A 19064-nucleotide genomic window follows, 5' to 3' on the forward strand; every position below is an offset into this window, starting at 1 on the left:
ATCCAAAAATTTAGGCTAAGTGGTCTGACCAGTCAGCTTATTAAACAATATAACAACTTTTTAAAGTTGTAAAGTTTTATTCAGATAAGAAAACGCGATTAGCACCTAGTAAAGTAGATAATTCAGCGATACATTCCTTACTTGGTGAAATTTTATATTCTTCGTTTAAAACGATGTTTTTTCCTGTTTCCTCATAATGAATAATAACTGGAGTAGTTCCTGGAAATTTCCTCATAACCGCCAATAGCTCTAATCTTTGGTTCATCATATGCTTCTCATTCATCACTTTAATAAACAACTTATGTTCCTTTTTAGAAAGTGACTGGACAATCGTCCTCATCGATTCAACTAATTGAATAACAAATTGTTTATTGCCGTTTCTTTCTTCACATTTCCCTTCCAAATATACGATTTCACCCGAGTTAAGCAGACTTTGATATTTCTTAAAAATAGTTGGAAAAATAACACCCTGCATTTCTCCACTCTGATCACTAAGCTGGATAAATGCCATTGGCTCTCCTTTTTTAGTGCGAATGATATTTATTTCTGTTACATAGACAATGCTTTTATGTTTTTTTCCTACTTCCATTTCATTAATAGCAAAGGTTTGCAGAGTTGCTTGATACGGCTTATAGATAGACACTGGATGGTCTGATAAGTAAAATCCTAAGGCATCTTTTTCTAAAGCCAATTTATCTTCCACTCTAAGTGGTTCTACTTCTACATATTTCGGTTTAAAAAAGAAATCATCCTCACTAAATAAATCATTTTGCTCTTCATCCTCTGGGTGAACCAATTGTGCATGCTGTATTGCTACATCAATAGATGCCAGCAAAATAGCACGATCAACTCCGAATTCATCAAAGCTTCCGGAATAAATAAGCATTTCCAGCACTCTTCTGTTAACCGTCTTCGGGGATACTCGTATACAAAAATCAAATAAATCTTCAAATTTTTTCTGACTTCTCGCCTTAAGTATTTCTCTTAATACATTTCCGCCTATACCTTTTATGCCTGCTAAGCTATAACGAATTTTATTCTTTTCTACACGGAAAAAGTAATTACTTTGATTAATAGAAGGCGGAGTCAATTCAATATCCATCTGTTTTAACTCTTGAATATACTGAATTATTTTCCCTGTGTTTCCAATGGATGATGTTAATAGTGCCGCCATAAAATATAGAGGATAGTTTGCTTTTAAATAGGCAAGCTGATAAGCAATCATGCTATATGCTACTGCATGACTTCTATTAAAACCATAGTTGGCAAAACGCACAATTAACTCATATATTTCATTCGCTGTTTTTTCGTGATATCCTTTTCTTTCTGCTCCTTTTACAAAATGAATCCTTTCTTTTTCCAGAATTTCCTTTTGCTTCTTACTCACAGCTCGTCTTAACAAATCCGCCTCTCCTAGTGAGAACCCTGCCATTTTAGAAGCAATCTGCATAATTTGCTCTTGATAAACAATCACTCCATAGGTGCTCTTTAGTATCTCTTCTAAATCAGGGTGATAATAGTTAATCGATTCTTTGCCATGTTTTCTATTGATGTAATGAGGTATATTCTCCATTGGTCCTGGACGATAAAGCGCATTAACAGCTACAATATCTTCAAAATCAGTTGGCTGTAACCTCTTTAATACATTACGCATTCCTTCTGATTCCAATTGAAAGATCCCAGTTGTCTCTCCTCTACTTAATAGCTTGAAAACATTTTGGTCATCAATTGGTATTTTTCGTATATCTATTCTTTTCTTCGTCGCTTTATAAAGCATGTCAAGAATAGCTTCAATAAAAGATAGATTTCTTAATCCAAGAAAATCCATTTTCAATAAGCCTAGTTCCTCTAAATATTCCATGCTATACTGTGTTAAATAAATATCGTCATGGCTCCCTTGGATCGGAATAATATCAACAAGGGGCTGTTGACTAAGAACCACGCCGGCAGCATGGGTTGATGTATGCCTTGGAAGCCCTTCGATTTTACATGCAGTATCAAATAGTTTTTGATTACGAGGAGATGATTCAACAAATTGCTGCAAACGAATGGATTCTTGATAGCTTTGTTTGAGATTAATGCCTAGTTTTGATGGGATCATTCTTGACAGTTCATCCAACTCTTTAACAGATAAGCCAAATGCTCGGCCAACATCGCGTAAGGCTGCTTTAGCAGCAAGTGTACCAAAGGTAATAATTTGCGCAACATGAAGCTCTCCATATTTATTTTTCACATATGAAATAACTTTTTCCCGCTTATTATCAGGAAAATCAATATCGATATCAGGCATGGAGATTCTCTCTGGATTTAGAAACCTTTCAAAAAGCAATTGATATTTAATAGGATCTACATCTGTAATATGTAAAACATAAGCAACAATAGATCCCGCAGCTGAACCCCTTCCAGGACCTGTTAATATTCCATTCTCTCGCGCAAACTTCATAAAATCCCAAACTATTAAGAAATAGTCACTATAATTCATTCTCCCAATGATGTCCAATTCATATTCCAACCGTGCAGTGTGTTCTGGAGAAGGATGAGAATATCTGTCATTTAAACCAGCCATACATAATTCTCTCAAATAACTAAGAGCATTTTTGCCTGCAGGTACAGTATATTTAGGCAAGGTTGCAAGTATGCCATTCATTTCAATCTGACAAGACTCTCCTACCTTCCATGTGTTTTCCAGAATATCTGGTTGATCATTGAATAACGTGATCATTGCTTCTTTGTCTTTTAGATAATGTTGATTAGAACTCCATTCATCTTGCTCTATATCGGAAAGCTTCTCCCCATTTTTGATTGCCTTTAAGCATTCATAAGCAAAATGGTCCTCCTCCTCCAAGTAAAATACATTATTCGTTGCTACCAGCTTCACTTTCTCTTCGGAAGCTAATCTGGATAACTTTTCATTTAATGCATCTTCAATAGCAATGCCGTGTCTTTGAATAGATAAAAAGCATTGACCTGGTTCAAAAATGGACTTCCATAACATTAATGTATTTCTTGCTGATTCCGAATCATCCTTCAGTAAATTTTGTTCAATCTCTCCTTCAAATCCAGGTGAGATTGCAATCAAGCCTTTGGCATAATGCTTTAACCATTTCACAGGAATTCCTTGTGGGTTTTTTGTTTGAACAGCACTCGTTATTTTTAATAAATTTTTAAAGCCGTGACTAGTTCTAGCTAATAAGACCAATGGGTAAGCTTTATCTTCTTCCCATTCACTTATTACATCAACCGTTAGTCCGATAATCGGTTTTATCCCTTGCTTTAATGATTCTTTATAAAAAGAAGCTGCACCATACATCACATTGCGATCCGTTAAAGCAATGGAACGATAGCCATACTTTTTAGCATTTGTAACTAACTCTTTAATTGAAAGCGTGCTAGATAAAAGGCTATATGCACTAGACACTTGAAGATGTATAAAAGACATAAAATTAATTCACCACTTTTCTTTAAAATTTTTTATTCCTTCTAAACAAGAAAATATGTAAAAAATGCTTGGAAAAGGTGTCATTTTTTCTTTATTTATAACCTTTTACCACTATAAAGGCTATTCCTTTTTAAAAAGCAATAATTATTATTCTATCTTATTAGTTTATCTCAAAATAAAAGACTTTTTCCTTTCATTATAGATGTTCACAGCAAAAAAAGAAAATATGTTCTCTTTATTAAGAAATGACGTTAAAGTTCCACACAAGTATATGTGACCTTTAAAATCATTCATAAATGGAATAGATTGTCCATAATAATAAGAATAGAAGATTACAAGATATGCGAAAGAGAAAAAATACACAACCGTGAGAATAAATATTTTATTCTATGGAGAAGAATCATTCCTATTTGATTTGCTGCTTGGATAGAAACAAAAACTAATAAAAGTTAGAGAGGTAAACGTATGAATCAACAACCATTCTTCCCTACCTTCATCGAAAGCTACTTTATTGCCTTAGGGGTTATTTTAGGAGGCGCACTTTTAGGTGGACTTGCTGCATTTCTAACTGGAAAACCACTCCTTACTGAAATCATTCGCATTTCTGGAATCATCAAAATTTGGGCGATTGTTACAGCGATTGGCGGGACATTTGATGCTATTGATACGATTGAAAAGGGAATCTATGATGCTGGTACAAAAGACTTGTTCAAACAAATCTTATTAATTGTTTCTGCTTTTGGAGGAGCACATACAGGCATTACAATTATTAAGTGGATTACACAGGAGTATATATAAATGAGAATTCCACCATATTATAAAAATCAAGCTGTACAACGTTTTTTTGCCGGAATGGTTATCGGTGGAGTAATCAGTTGGTGTATTTTTGTCTTTATTTTTGGTGTATGGCAGGAACGATATAGCTCGGAAATTAAAACACAGAAAGCAACTATTGAGGATTTAGAAAGAGAGAAAAAAATATGGCAAGAGGAATTTGCTGCCCAAAATAAAACGACCGAAGAAAAGCTGACAGTCGAGGATATCGTTGTAAAGATTAGCAATGCAGATAAAGAAAAATATGATATTAAGCCCTTTAATGCCTTAGAGATGGAAGATGCCATTAAAGAAGATTTATCGACCATTATTGCAAAAGACCTCGATATGGTCTATAAAAGTCGCGCACTGTTAAAAAAATCGATTGAAAACAAAGTAGTTGTTTCTGATAAAAAGCGTTATAAATTTAAAGTAACAGAGTTGATTATTTATACAACAGTTCATGTCGAATTAAGAGTCACCTTTGGCGATTAAAAAAAGGGGCTATCCGTCAAGCATAACGGAGCAGCACCTTTTTTCTTTCTTGACGAATAATTAAACTATTAGAGAATTACCTTATCTACAAACTTCCTCTAAATCCTTCACTACTTTACCTGCATCATCCCATTGATAAATGGTTGCGCCTGAGGCCATTGGATGTCCTCCACCATTATAATTTTTTGCAATTCCATTAATAACTGGACCTTTGGAACGCAATCTTACGCGAATCTGATCTGCTTCTTCAATAAAAAAGACCCATGCTTTTAAACCTTTTACACTCCCTAAACTGCTAACAAGTAACGATGCCTCTGCAGGAGTTGCCTGAAATTGAGCTAATATTTCCTTATTAAGCTTCATACTTGCTACTCCATTGGCATGAACTTGAAAATTTTGCATAACATAGCCACTTAGCTTGACAATATGAGGATCGAGTTCATACATTTGATCATACATTTCTGTGCGCGAAAAAGAATATTTGATTAATTCTCCAGCATAATGAAATGTTTTTTCTGATGTGCTTGGATATAGAAATCTCCCAGTATCTCCAACAATTCCCGCATATAGCAGCCTCGCAGACTCATCACTCATCTTTAGCCCCTGATCTTTTCCATACAAATAAAATTCATAGATCAACTCACTTGTGGAACTTGCTGTAGTCTCTACCCAAACTATATCGCCATATGCATCATCATTGGGATGATGATCTATCTTTATTAGCATTTTCCCAGTCAGGTAGCGCTGATCACATACTCTTTCTTGATTAGCCGTATCACATACAATCACCAACGCATCAGCATAGGTGCTGTCATCAATGACATCTAGTCTTCGCAAAAAGTTTAAGGAAGCTTCTTCTTTTCCTACCGTATAGACGTTTTTATCCGGAAAAGAAGTTTTTATGATTTCTGCTAATCCACCTTGCGATCCATATGCATCTGGATCTGGACGGACGTGTCTATGAATAATGATAGTATTAAAGGCTTTTATAGCATCTAATATTTTCTGTTTCATTTATTTCTCCCTTCATTAATGACGATCAATTAATTGACACATCATCATCGCTTTTCCAACAAGTATTCCATGGTTAAACACTTCTACATCCACTTTCCCAAATTTTCGTCCAACTTCTAAAATTTTAGGAACTATTTCAATGACACTATCCATTTGAACTGGCTTAATAAAATAGATGGTCATATTTTCGACAACTAAATCACCTTTTTTAAACCCTCTTAGTACTCTGTTCGCCGCTTCGGAAACAACCGTAGTAAACACCCCATAAGATATGGTCCCTAAGTGATTAGTCATTTGCGGAGTTACTTCACAGGAAAAGCTTGTTTCCCCTTTGTTTTTTCCTTTAGTCAATAAGACATGCTTTGTGACAATATCATCAATCGTTTCCCCAATTTGCGGTTGCCTTTGGTTCATTTGCAACGCTTTTAATACATCTTGTCTACTAATAATCCCTTCTAGCTTATTTGCTTCATCTACAACTGGCAGGACTTCAATTCCTTCCCATACCATCATATGAGAACAAGAAGCAACACTTGTTTTGCCACTAACCGTCATTGGGTGTTTTGTCATGACTTTATCAATCGTCATATCCATCGATTTTCCAATGACATCTTTTGAAGTAATCATCCCTTGTACTTTTAAGCTTTGATCCACTACTGGGAAACGACCGTGTAATGTTTCTTTATTATATTTATGCCATAAAGCCACATCATCTGTTGTCTTTAGATAAATCGTATCTTTAAGCGGTGTTAAAATATCTTCTACTAAAACAATTTCTTTTTTTATGAGCTGGTCATAGATTGCCCGGTTTATCATCGTTGCCACAGTAAATGTATCATAGCTTGTTGAAATTATTGGGAGTTGCAAATCGTCTGCTAAACGTTTCACATGCTCCTCTGTATCGAATCCACCTGTAATTAAAACCGCAGCACCAGCTTTTAATACATGTTCATGTGCCCGTACACGGTTCCCTATGATCAAAAGGTTTCCAGGACCTGTATAACGCATCATCGCATCTAATTTCATCGCCCCAATAACAAAACGATTTAAAGTTTTATGTAAACCAGCTCGCCCACCAAGAACTTGTCCATCTACAATATTAACTACTTCTGCATAGGTTAACTTTTCAATATTTTCTTTCTTCTTTCGTTCAATTCTAATCGTACCAACTCTTTCAATGGTACTTACATACCCTTTATTCTCTGCTTCTTTTATCGCTCTATATGCTGTTCCTTCACTTACATTTAATGCTTTCGCAATTTGTCGAACAGAAATTTTTTCTCCTACTTGTAATTCATCAATATAATTTAATATTTGCTCATGTTTTGTAGCCAAATTACCACCCTCTTTTAAGAAAAGCACACTGCTTCTCGCAAACAAACTTAGAAAATTCTATTGCTTATATCTCTCGTTTGCTCTAAGCGAATACTGCCTGTACTAGACATTTTCATACCATTTCTTGCAATTTATTATAATTTATTCATCTATGTTTCAATAGTTTGCGGCTAACTATTAATTTCTTCTCTTTAAAGCTGCCTTCTTTAGTATCTATGTTTTCCCTAAGTAAAAAATCTATTGAAAAAAGCTTGTATATCTTTATTATAGAGTGAACTACTAGGGTATTCAATGAATTCTCTGTTAATCGGCATTAAAACATTCAGTCATTTCGTTTTTGTGTGGAGTATATCTTTTGTGAACATCTTATTTCTTTTTAAAAAGTCTGATTGGTTTTAACATATTACAAGCAAAAAAGGGCTGGAAGAAAATAATCCCAGCCGAAGATAAATCGAACCACTATACGTATATCACCAATAAAGCCTCATATAATTATTTATCAACAAACGGATCCTTATTTATTAATAACGGGAGATAGATTGTTCGTTTTAATTCTATCCCTCTCCTTTTTTATCTTATTGGTAATAATAGATTTTCTTCTTTTTCTGCACTTTACTATAAGACCTTTTGGCTGTTCGTGGTTTTTTAGGGGTATATAGTAATGCCGTTAAATTTCCCGCTACCACCATTAAGGCAAAGGCTAGCCATGTAATCGAAAATATTCCTTCAACCCCATCACTGAAGGGAGAAAGTCTTGGCATGCCATAATATAAAAGAACACCACATAGTAATATACATAATAAATATCTATTCTTATTCATAATCGCTAAAACCTCCTTGATACTATCCTATGCGGACAAGAATAAAAAAAGTATTTAAAATTAGCTAAAGCATCTATTCACACAGAAAATTTCGCAAGTCTAAATATTTACATACACGACTTATGTTGATAATCTTATAGGATAAGAATAATATTTAACTCGTCCTACAATATAAGAAAAAGGAAAAAGTATAGACTTGTTAAGAAACACTTGGAGGTAGGTTGAATTGGAAAAAAAAATAGCGTCTCTAGCAAATTGGATGAAGCAGGAAGAAATTGATTTCACCTTTTTAACATCTACAGATAATATTTTCTATTTTAGCGGATTCTATAGTGATCCACATGAAAGATTATTGGCTTTGATTGTCTTCCCAGAAAACGATCCGATATTAGTTTGTCCTGCAATGGAAACAAATGATGCAAAAGATGCCGGGTGGAACTATGATATCATCGGCTATAGCGATACAGAAAATCCATGGGAAACTATTCAAAGTATGGTTCAAAGCCGTACAAGCCGTACAAGAAAAGTAGCTCTTGAAATGGATCACATGAATGTGGCAAGATATCAGGCACTTCAAACATCATTTCCTAACATTGAAGGATATGTTTCTGCAGAAGAAAAAATTAATACTTTGCGCATGATAAAAACATCAGATGAATTAGCTAAGATAAAAGAAGCTTGTAAATGGGCTGATTTTGCTATTGAAGTAGGCTGTAATGAAATAGTAGAAGGCAAATCTGAAATGGAAATTCTAGCTGCTATTGAATATGAATTAAAGAAACAAGGAATTGGTAAGATGTCCTTTTCAACCATGGTACTAACTGGAGTGAACGGCGCTTCCCCTCATGGAAATCCAGGAGAGACAAAAATAAAAAAAGGAGACTTAGTATTATTCGACTTGGGGGTTGTTGTTGATGGATATTGTTCTGATATAACAAGAACAGTGGCATTTGGCGACATTAATGAGAAGCAAAAAGATATTTATGATACAGTTTTAAAAGCTCAGCTAACAGCTATCGAAGCCTCTAAGCCTGGCGTTTCTTGTGCTACTGTTGATCTAGCTGCTCGTAACACAATAAGAGAAGCTGGTTATGGCGAGTTTTTCCCTCATCGTTTAGGACATGGATTGGGTATTAGTGTTCACGAATTCCCTTCCTTAACTGAAACAAATTCCCTTGTTTTACAAGAAGGTATGGTATATACAATCGAGCCGGGCATTTATGTACCGAATGTTGCAGGAGTCCGGATAGAAGATGATGTATATGTTACAAAAGATGGAGTAGAGATTTTAACAAAATTTCCGAAAGAGCTTCAAATTATTCAATAAATGGTAAATAAGAAAATCCGCTTGATTTTTTGCTAATTATTATGCGGGTGCCAACCACAAACCTGTTTTCTAAAAACCCCAACGATAATTCGGAGTTTCCTCGAGCATCTCCATATAATCGTTGGGGTTTATATTTGGTTAGAATACTTAAAACCACTATTATCATCTCTTTTAAATGTACTTGCACCTAATTTTATATTTTACATAAAATACCTAAACTTAAAAGGGGCAGAAAAGGGGGATGAAGAGAATGGTTAAATATGTAGATTATACAGATTCAAAAGTCCAATACCATTTTGATGTAAATAAAAGTAATTTTTTCACAAGAGATAGTCATAACTATATTAATGTTTTAGGAGAACAACAGTTAAATTCGTTAGAAAATGTATCCTTGCTAGATATCTATTTAAGTAAAGATGTTGTTGTAGAACCACATATTCACCAAAATGCGGCAGAGCTCGTATACTGCATTTCTGGTTCTGCTACTGTTTCACTGTTAAATCCTTTCACAAAAAAAGTTCTAAACTATACCATTACGCCTGGCCAAGTAGCTAATGTTCCTCAAGGCTGGTGGCATTATGAAATCGCAAATACAAATAAGACGCATTTATTAGCTATATTCAATGCACCTACACCTGAAGCAATCTTTGGCTCTGATTTACTTCGTCTAACTCCTCCAGACTTAATGGCACATACTTATTCATTAGATCTTAATAAGTGGAAATCCACCATCTCTCCTATTAATAAAACAACGATTCTAGGTCCGGCTATTAGTAGAAATAGCCCTAGCCAAAATTATTATGCTGACGCCAATTATCCTCAGCCTATCTATCAGCCTTACTACATTCCAAGAAATTACTAACAAATAGAGTTCAGATGAGGTACCAAAAATTATTCATTAAAAAAACGACTTTTTTATGACAGCACTCATAGGCTGGTTAGTAGGGAGCGCTGAGGGAGGTTCAGCCTACTTCATGTATCCGTAGATTAAACAAACTAGTTTTGCTCTTCCTACTGTCCTTTTTGTTTTAGTCTTTTATTTGTTTCTGCTCTTTGTCCAAGAAGGCATCAACCGCGCCGTCGTTATAGGAATCCATCACTTGGGCAGTTACTTCTTCGCTTCCCTTTTCATCAAATTCAAAATCATTCTGTATTCTTTCATTTTGTTTGTGCATCCCTATTCCTTCCTTTCTTATTTTCTTCCCTATTATTTGAATGAAAAGTTAACCTTATGCATGAATTGGGTATATAATAGAAGGAGATAAACTTAAGGAGTGAATGCTATGAACGTAAACTATCAAAACATTATTGTGGCAGTAGATGGTTCAGATGAGGCTGATAATGCTATAAAGAAAGCGATTTCGATAGCAAAAGAAAATAATGCTAGGCTTGTCATTGCCCACGTTATTGATACGAGATCTTTTGCAACGGTAGCTGCGTACGATCAATCCATTGCAGCTAAATCAGATGAATTCGCTAATGAGCTCTTAGATAAATATATTGTTCAAGCAACTGCAGCAGGAGTTCAGAATGTTGTAAAGGCAATTGAATTCGGTTCTCCAAGAGCAGTAGTTCCTCGGGAAATTGCGACAAAGTATAAAGCAGATTTAATTGTGTGTGGAGCGACAGGTTTAAATGCCGTTGAGAGATTTATTATCGGTAGTGTCTCTGAAGGAATTACCAGAAATGCTCCTTGTGATGTTTTAATTGTTAGAAGCAGTGATCAATAGATATAAAAAGAAGAAAGTTCTATTATAGAAAGCAGTGTTTGCAATCAAATAATAGAACTTTCTTCTTTTACTTCACTTCTTCTTTTTCCCAAACACAAAGCTTTGCTTTTTCAATCGCTTGCTTTATTTGGGTAAATCCAGTTCCGCCAGCACTATTTCGTCTTTCAACTGCCGTTCTGGGATTTAATACATGGTAGATATCCTGTTCAAATAAGCTGCTCGCTTCTTGTAATTCTGTAATACTTAAATCCTGCAAATAACATTTTTTATTCACACAATATAGAACCAATTTCCCTACTACTTCATGCGCCTCTCTGAAAGGCATCCCTTTTTCTGATAAATAATCAGCTAATTCTGTAGCATTAGAAAAGTCATTTTTCGTGGCATTTTCCATTCCTTGCTCATTAACCTTCATTGTTTGAATCATACCAGCAAAAATGCGCAAAGAGCCAACCACCGTTTTTACGGTATCAAACATCCCTTCTTTATCTTCCTGCATATCTTTATTGTAAGCTAAAGGCAAACCTTTCAATACAGTTAACAAGCCCATTAAATTTCCATAAACCCGCCCGGTTTTTCCACGGATTAATTCAGCCATATCTGGATTTTTCTTTTGGGGCATAATACTGCTTCCCGTGGAAAAACTATCGTCTAATTCAATAAATTTAAATTCTTGAGAAGACCAAAGAATAATTTCTTCACTAAAGCGCGATAGATGCATCATTAAAATAGAACTAGTTGATAGAAATTCTAGGATAAAGTCACGATCGCTTACTGCATCCATACTATTTTCATAAATGGAATCAAAGCCAAGTAGGTCAGCACTATAGGAACGATCAATAGGAAAGGTTGTTCCTGCTAAAGCACCGGCACCTAGTGGTGATACATTAATTCTCGTTACGTTTTCCTGATATCGCTGTTTGTCTCTTTCAAACATCCAGAAATACGCCATTAAATGATGCGCAAAAGAGATAGGCTGGGCACGCTGAAGATGTGTATACCCAGGCATTACTGTTTCAATATGATGCTCTGCCTTTTCCAACAACGCGCTTTGCAGCTCATTCAATAATTGAATAATTTGCTTTACTTGTGTTCGCAGGTAAAGATGCATATCTGTTGCAACTTGATCATTTCTACTTCTACCAGTATGGAGCTTCCCACCTATAGGACCAATTAAATCCGTTAATTTACTTTCTAAATTAAGATGGATATCTTCTAATTTTACAGAAAAAGTTAATTCATCCTTTTCTGCTTGCTTTTTTAACGTAAGTAACCCATTTTTGATTTTCTCTGCCTCTTCTACTGACAATATCCCTGTTTTAGAGAGCATTGCCACATGGGCAATGCTCCCTTCTATATCTTCTAATACTAGCTCCTGATCAAAGGAAATGGACGCACCGAATTCATCTACCCATTCCTCGGCAGATTTTGTAAATCTACCTCCCCATAATTTCTTCACACAGACACCTTCTTGTCGTTTTCCACAATGCTTTGAACCTTTGTAGGAAGTCCCCAAAGTTTAATGAAGCCAACCGCTGCTGCATGATCAAACTCATCGTCGGAAGTATACGTAGCAAGTTTTTCATCATATAAAGAATATGGTGATTTTCTTCCTTCTACAATCGCATGCCCTTTAAATAGTTTCACGCGAACCGTTCCTGTCACGTTTTTCTGGGTTTCTTGCAAGAAAGCTTGCAATGCTTTTGTAATTGGAGAGAACCAAAGTCCCTCATAAATAACTTCTGTGATTTTCTTTTCGATAACTGGTTTAAAATGTGCTACTTCTTTTACAAGCGTAATATCTTCTAATTCTTTATGTGCTTTCATCAATGTTAAAGCACCTGGACATTCATACACTTCTCTTGATTTAATTCCTACTAATCTATTTTCTACATGATCGATTCTACCCACACCATGTTTTCCGGCGATCTTATTTAACTCAAGAATTAGCGCAGATAAAGAATAAGTAATACCATCTATGCTGACAGGGACACCTTCCTTAAATTCAATTTCAATAATATCTGCTTGATCAGGAGCATTTTCGAGACTTACTGTTAAGTCATACGCTTCTTCTGGAGGGGCAGCCCAAGGATCTTCTAAAATTCCACATTCATTGCTTCTTCCCCATAGATTTTGGTCTATAGAAAATGGACTATCCAAGTTAACCGGGATTGGAATATTTTTTTCTTTTGCATAAGCAATTTCTTCTTCACGAGACCATCCCCACTCGCGGACTGGTGCTAATACTTTTAAATTAGGATTTAATGCTTGGATAGATACTTCAAAACGCACTTGGTCATTTCCTTTTCCCGTACATCCATGTGCGACCGCAACAGCATTTTCTTTTTCTGCTACTTCTACTAATTTTTTGGAAATTAAAGGTCTAGATAATGCAGAGACAAGGGGATACTTTCCTTCATAAAGGGTATGTGCCTGCATAGCAGTAAGTGCAAAATCCTGTGCGAATTCTTCTTTTGCATCGATGACATAAGATTGAACTGCACCAACCGAAAGTGCTTTTTGTTGTATAAAGTTCAAATCCTTTCCTTCACCAACATCTAAGCAGCAAGCTACTACATCATAACCTTGATCCTGTAACCATTTTATTGCTACAGATGTATCTAATCCTCCTGAATATGCTAAGACTACTTTTGGATTTGCCATTACCTAATTCCTCCTATATGCGAATAAATATTCATTTATTTATATTTTTATTCAAAAACTATATGTATCACTTTAACAACTTTCCCTAATAATTTCAATAGAATTTTTATAAAAATTTAAATAATTTTATTTTTATACACACAAAAAGATAGGAAGTCTCAGTATACATCCTATTAATAAACTAATTATTTGTATCTATAAAAATAAGCTTAATGTTTTATGCATTATTTTATACATTTCATTAGTAGATAAATCTATTTTTATATATAAAAAAGGTCAACCCTTTTCTTTACATGAAAAGTTATTGACCTTTTTATTATTATTTATGCAACTCGCTGACGACATGACTTAATTCAGGAAGGATTAATTTGTTCATCGCAAGCCGTACAGCCCCTGTAGATCCTGGAGTACAAAAAATGACCGTATTATTAATCGTTCCAGCAATCGCTCTTGTTAGTATGGCACTAGAGCCTATATCTTCTGTATAGCTTAACATTCGAAACAGTTCTCCAAATCCATCTAATTCTTTTGTTAAGAGAGGTTTAATAGCTTCGATGGTAACATCCCTTGGTGAAATTCCTGTCCCTCCATTTAGGAGAATACAGTCTATTTCAGCTGATTGCACGCCCGTTATTATTTCTTGTACAATTTGTTCTTTCTCATCCTTTACAATGACATACTTTTGTATAGAATGGTTTTCCTGTTCTAGCAGATCAATCATCAATTTACCGCTTTTATCATTTTCCTCAGATCTTGTATCACTAACGGTTATTATTTTACAGCCCACCTGTAAGTATTGATGCTTCGTATGGATTTGTTTATTCATCTTTCCCCACTCTTTCGCTCGTTTTCTTTCTCCACTGTAAAATATGCTTCATGTGTCTTATCCAATAATAACGATGCTTTGTCGCGTGTAAATAAATGAAGGCGATGCATTGGTCTTGTCATTGCTACATATAAAAGCTTTAAATCTATTTCTTCTTGGGAAAAAGACTCATTTAACGTAAAAAGAAGAACTGCGTCAAATTCCAGTCCCTTGGAAAGGTAGCTTGGGACAATAATTAAATAATTCTTTTCAAGATCTTCATTTTCTTGAAGAAATTGGACATTAGGCACTTTTCTTTTTTGCATCTCTTTCAATATTGCTTTACATTCTTCCTCTGTTTTACCAATAATAGCAATAGAGTGATAACCGTCATTATGCAGTCGATCTGCTACTTGAATCATTCTGTCAACCAATTCTTGTTTTTGCTCATATAAATGAACAGTTGGTTTTTCTCCATGGCGGACAACTGGTTTTACTTTGGGCAAATCTTCATTGACTAAATGCAAAATTTCATTTGCCAAAAACATAATTTCAATCGTAGTCCGGTAGCTTTTTTGCAAGGTCATATAATTCGCGCGCGGAAAAATAGTTTGCTGTAATGTCTGCCAGTTCTGTAATCCTCGATAGGAGTGAATCCCTTGTGCTAAATCTCCAACAAGGGTAAACATATCTGTTTCTAGTCCTGCTTTTAAGGCATATAGCTGAAATTCGCTATAATCCTGCACTTCATCAATGACAATATTCTTCGCTCGATATTCTTTATCTATGCCAAATATTTTATACTGCAAATAAAATAATGCCCCTAAGTCCTCGATTTCCACTTTCTTTTGTTTTAATATCTTTCGCTGGAAGGCAATCAAATAATCTAATTGCTTTTCTGTTAGCGAATCTTCCGTATATTTTCTAAGGAGCTCCTTATCCGCAAATAATCTGGAATAATACCCATATAAATCGGTTGTTTCCATCGTCTTCATATATCTTCTAACAGCAGTTGATGCTTCTTTCTTTACTGTTGCTAATCTTTCTGCCTTCGTGTCTAGAAAATAGACAACTTTCTCTTTACGCTTTGTATCTTCTTTTATCTTTAAGGCTCGATCTAATGCATCTTCATACTTATCTTCCAACTTACTTAAGATTATTTTCTTTTTCCGTTTTAAATCAGCTTGTAAGATTCCCTTTATTTTCTCTTTCCGTTTGATTAAAGGAAGATAATCGTATTCCTTCTTAAATAAACGCTCCAGTTTCTTTGCTCCATATAACGGGAATTTTTCTACCCGAAAATCTTCTTTTGGACTCATTTCATTACATATATCCACTAAATATTTATCCATTACCTTTTTATATTCTAAAGATCCTTTATAACGGGAAAGCCACTTAACCAATTCTTCTTGTTTGTTCGTATGATTTATAAATGTTAGTAGTTTTTTATTTGACTGAATTTCTTGCCAATGCATAGTAAAACATAATCTAGGAATGTCGTTTGGCGAATCTTCTCTACGCCCAAATCAGGCAGTGCTTGTGCAATATATCCGATAAACATATTATTTGGCGCAATAATCATTAATTGCTCAGGTTGAAAATATTTTGCATAGTTATAGATAAAATAGGATATTCGGTGTAAAGCAATAGTTGTCTTACCACTTCCGGCCGCTCCTTGCACAATGATCGGTCGATTTAAATCAGCTCGAATTATTTCATTTTGTTCTGCTTGAATGGTTGAAATAATCTCTGTTAGTCGTTGGTCTGCTTTTCCAGCAAGAGATTGCTGCAATAATTCATCTGTCGTCGTTAAATCTATATCCTGATAATGAAGGAGCTCCCCTTTTTCAATTTTAAATTGTCTTTTTAACGATAAATGCCCATCAATCGTTTCTTCATTGACTTCATATGAAACTTCTCCCAATCGTCCATCGTAATAGACATTTGCAATTGGTGAACGCCAGTCTACTATAATTGGTTTTTGTGTGTCTTTTTCAAAAAGCGATGTCTTTCCTAAATAATAGACATTCTTTTGGGATTTCCCTTTCATTTGATAATCAATCCGCGCAAAATAGGGAGCATCTAAAATACGTTTTAAAATACTTAACTCGGTTGTTGCAAGCTGCAAAAACTTACTATTCGTTAAATAGTTGATATAACTCAAACTACTGTCAAGCGCCTCTTCATTGCTTATGGATTCTCGCACATTTTCCTGTAAAGTCCCTTGATTGATTTGCGCCTCATGCAAAACGTCATTCATATAATTTTTCGTATATTCAAGTCTTTTCTTTTCCTGTTCCCATTCGTCTATTGAAAAGTCTTCCATTGTTTCCCCTTTCTCCATTTATAAGAAACTTCCATCCGTATTTTAGTCCACGGTTGCTGCACCTATCTCAAAGTCGGATAAATTCTATCTTGTTTGCTTAGTAAATAGCTTTTTTGATAAAAATGATTTGCCATTTCCGTCATCCTTTTCGTAAAATGGTAATTCGCAGCTGCTCCTATTATGGTACCAGCCTTACTGTATTTCCTTTTAAGAAATAAAATAAAGGAAAGCTTTATCAGCTCATTTAATAAAGAATGCAGCATCTTTTCCTGAACTATTTCATCCTTTCCATCATAAAAGAAACCTTGCTGTTCTTGCTCTAATTCATCCATTAGCTCATTCCATGCTTCTTTTCGCTGCTCATGCGGTAAACAGCCTGCACAGAAAACTTTCAATGCCGTCATGATTTCATTGGGACTATCTGCTGGTCTCCCATATAGCGAAGCAAGAACCTGAACGGATCGAAGATTAATAATAAGCATCGAGAGAAAATCTCCCATGAAAAAACCAGTATGCTTTGAAGCCAAAGCCCCTTGGACCGAGGCAAGCATCCTGTAATGAGCCATTTGTTTTTCTGCAATGGATTGTAATTGGTCTATACTCAATTTTGTCATATCTCTTAAAGTGAAGATGGATTCATTATGTACTCTTGCCTGCTGCATAATTTTTTGGGCGGTGTTTCGTTGAAATGTGGAATTAATTAAGATGGCATGAAGATGAAATAAGATATTATTAAGTGATCGTACAATTTTTTGTTTTTGCCATTCAGGTAAATAGGATAAGCCAGTATCTATGTAATCTGAATAAAGATGGAGAATTTTGATTGGGCGCTCACTTTTCCTTTCCTTTTCCCATTGTTCTATTTTATCCAAATAATAAGCTTCAGCTTTTGTAAGCATTTAATCCCCCCTGAATAATAAGAATCATTCCTTATTTTACTAAAAGAAGCCAATAAAAGACAATCTTTATCGTACATTGAGCTACGAAAAAGATTGTCTTGTTATTCTTATCCTAGATCTTTGCAGACTTAACTTAAATACCAGCTAATCTACAAACGTCTCTTGCAATCATTACTTCTTCATTTGTTGGGATTACCATTACTTTTACTGGAGAATGTGGATAGTTAACGAATGACTCTTCTCCAGAAATTTTATTCAATGTTGGATCCCAATATACTCCCATAAATTCAAGACCTTGAAGAACTCTTGCACGAACAATTTCACTATTCTCCCCAATACCAGCAGTAAAGATGATTGCATCTACACCGTTCATTCCAGATGCATATGAGCCAATGTATTTATGGATGTTATCTGCAAAAATTCTCAATGCAAGTTCCGCACGATCGTTGCCTTCTTTTGCTTGCTCTGTAATATCACGTAAATCACTGGAGAAACCAGAGATTCCTAAAAGACCACTCTTCTTATTTAACACTTGTAATACTTCATCAGCAGATTGATCTGTTTTTTCCATGATAAATGGAATTAACGCAGGGTCAATATTACCAGAACGAGTTCCCATTGTAACACCTGCAAGAGGAGTGAATCCCATTGAAGTATCAACAGACTTTCCACCTTCAATAGCTGCAATACTAGCGCCATTTCCTAAGTGACATGAAATTAAACGTAATTGGTCAATAGGACGGCCTAATAATTCAGCAGCGCGTTGAGACACGTATTTATGGCTTGTTCCATGGAAACCATATTTACGAATTCCATATTGCTCATAATATTCATATGGAAGGCTGTATAAATAAGATTTTTCCGGCATTGTTTGATGGAACGCTGTATCAAATACTGCTACAGCCGGTACATTTGGCAATACATGTTGGAATGCACGAATACCAGTTAAGTTAGCTGGATTGTGTAAAGGCGCTAATTCAGATAAAGTATCAATTTTACCAATTACATCATCTGTAATTAATGCAGAATCAGCAAATTCTTCTCCGCCATGAACTACACGATGACCAATTCCTTCGATTTCATCTAAAGAAGCGATAATACCTAACTCTGTTAATTTGCCTAAAAGAATCTTTACAGCGACATCATGATCAGGAATTTCTGTAACTTCCTTGATTTTTTCTCCGTTGACAGAGATATTAAATACAGCATCAGTTAATCCAATACGCTCTATTAAACCTTTTGTAATTACTTCTTCACTTGGCATTTCGAACAATTGAAACTTTAGTGAAGAACTACCAGCATTAATCGCAATTATTTTTGCCATAAAATGATTTACTCCCCTTTTGTATAACAACTTTTTATTTATTTGCCTGACATTGAACAGATCGAATCATAC

Annotated in this window: 17 protein-coding genes; 5 read left to right on the plus strand and 12 right to left on the minus strand. The window is 35.0% G+C overall.

The genetic code is table 11. The features are described 5' to 3' along the window. Positions 1-76 precede the first annotated feature (76 nt). Positions 77-3439, minus strand: a complete 3363-nt coding sequence (gene dnaE, locus NST77_RS13670) for a DNA polymerase III subunit alpha (RefSeq protein ID WP_341123084.1) — start codon at positions 3437-3439, stop codon at positions 77-79. Between the two features lie 465 nt (positions 3440-3904). Between dnaE and NST77_RS13675 the strand changes: the two genes are divergently transcribed. Continuing rightward, positions 3905-4237: a YtrH family sporulation protein gene (locus NST77_RS13675; RefSeq protein WP_016202788.1), complete on the plus strand. Its 333-nt coding sequence runs from the start codon at positions 3905-3907 to the stop codon at positions 4235-4237. Further along, on the plus strand, positions 4238-4747 hold the full coding sequence (ytrI, locus tag NST77_RS13680; protein ID WP_095332373.1) for a sporulation membrane protein YtrI: 510 nt from the start codon (positions 4238-4240) through the stop codon (positions 4745-4747). 81 nt (positions 4748-4828) lie between these two features. Here the strand turns inward: ytrI and NST77_RS13685 are convergent, their stop codons facing one another. From NST77_RS13685 to NST77_RS13695, 3 genes are all read right to left on the minus strand, one after another. Then, the gene (locus NST77_RS13685) at positions 4829-5761 is read right to left on the minus strand and encodes a DHH family phosphoesterase (protein ID WP_123260680.1); all 933 of its coding nucleotides are present in this window, start codon (positions 5759-5761) and stop codon (positions 4829-4831) included. A 15-nt stretch (positions 5762-5776) separates the two neighbouring features. Beyond that, positions 5777-7096: a CBS domain-containing protein gene (locus tag NST77_RS13690; protein WP_095332376.1), complete on the minus strand. Its 1320-nt coding sequence runs from the start codon at positions 7094-7096 to the stop codon at positions 5777-5779. A 575-nt stretch (positions 7097-7671) separates the two neighbouring features. Further along, positions 7672-7917, minus strand: coding sequence for a hypothetical protein (locus NST77_RS13695; protein ID WP_095332378.1), 246 nt, complete (start codon positions 7915-7917; stop codon positions 7672-7674). Positions 7918-8143: 226 nt separating this feature from the next. Between NST77_RS13695 and NST77_RS13700 the strand changes: the two genes are divergently transcribed. Beyond that, positions 8144-9244 carry a M24 family metallopeptidase gene (locus tag NST77_RS13700; RefSeq protein WP_095332379.1) on the plus strand — a complete coding sequence of 367 codons (1101 nt, stop codon included), beginning with the start codon at positions 8144-8146 and terminating at the stop codon, positions 9242-9244. 250 nt (positions 9245-9494) lie between these two features. Further along, positions 9495-10106 carry a cupin domain-containing protein gene (locus NST77_RS13705; protein ID WP_163188281.1) on the plus strand — a complete coding sequence of 204 codons (612 nt, stop codon included), beginning with the start codon at positions 9495-9497 and terminating at the stop codon, positions 10104-10106. Between the two features lie 166 nt (positions 10107-10272). Here the strand turns inward: NST77_RS13705 and NST77_RS13710 are convergent, their stop codons facing one another. Then, entirely contained in the window at positions 10273-10419 is a 147-nt protein-coding gene (locus NST77_RS13710; RefSeq protein WP_163188279.1) for a hypothetical protein, read from the minus strand. A 108-nt stretch (positions 10420-10527) separates the two neighbouring features. On the opposite strand from NST77_RS13710, the gene NST77_RS13715 reads away from it, so the two are divergent. Further along, entirely contained in the window at positions 10528-10974 is a 447-nt protein-coding gene (locus NST77_RS13715; RefSeq protein WP_095332383.1) for a universal stress protein, read from the plus strand. 67 nt (positions 10975-11041) lie between these two features. On the opposite strand, the gene argH is transcribed toward NST77_RS13715, so the two are convergent. The 7 genes from argH to NST77_RS13750 form a co-directional block, all read right to left on the minus strand. After that, on the minus strand, positions 11042-12433 hold the full coding sequence (argH, locus tag NST77_RS13720) for an argininosuccinate lyase (RefSeq protein ID WP_095332384.1): 1392 nt from the start codon (positions 12431-12433) through the stop codon (positions 11042-11044). After that, complete coding sequence (locus NST77_RS13725; RefSeq protein ID WP_047941848.1) at positions 12430-13638, minus strand: argininosuccinate synthase; 1209 nt, start codon at positions 13636-13638, stop codon at positions 12430-12432. Before NST77_RS13725 ends, argH begins: the two co-directional genes overlap by 4 nt. 319 nt (positions 13639-13957) lie before the next feature. Beyond that, on the minus strand, positions 13958-14464 hold the full coding sequence (locus NST77_RS13730; RefSeq protein WP_095332387.1) for a MogA/MoaB family molybdenum cofactor biosynthesis protein: 507 nt from the start codon (positions 14462-14464) through the stop codon (positions 13958-13960). Next, positions 14461-15918, minus strand: a complete 1458-nt coding sequence (locus tag NST77_RS13735; RefSeq protein ID WP_341123085.1) for an ATP-binding domain-containing protein — start codon at positions 15916-15918, stop codon at positions 14461-14463. Before NST77_RS13735 ends, NST77_RS13730 begins: the two co-directional genes overlap by 4 nt. Beyond that, positions 15879-16787 (minus strand): UvrD-helicase domain-containing protein, encoded by a 909-nt coding sequence (locus NST77_RS13740; protein WP_341123087.1) that lies wholly within the window; start codon positions 16785-16787, stop codon positions 15879-15881. Before NST77_RS13740 ends, NST77_RS13735 begins: the two co-directional genes overlap by 40 nt. A gap of 44 nt (positions 16788-16831) precedes the next feature. Next, positions 16832-17668, minus strand: coding sequence for an EcsC family protein (locus NST77_RS13745; RefSeq protein ID WP_095332390.1), 837 nt, complete (start codon positions 17666-17668; stop codon positions 16832-16834). Positions 17669-17801: 133 nt separating this feature from the next. Further along, the gene (locus NST77_RS13750; RefSeq protein ID WP_095332392.1) at positions 17802-18992 is read right to left on the minus strand and encodes an acetate kinase; all 1191 of its coding nucleotides are present in this window, start codon (positions 18990-18992) and stop codon (positions 17802-17804) included. Positions 18993-19064: the final 72 nt, after the last annotated feature.

Origin of the sequence: Niallia sp. FSL W8-0177, assembly GCF_038006285.1 — a bacterium.
Classification (GTDB): Bacteria; Bacillota; Bacilli; order Bacillales; family Cytobacillaceae; genus Niallia; species Niallia circulans_A.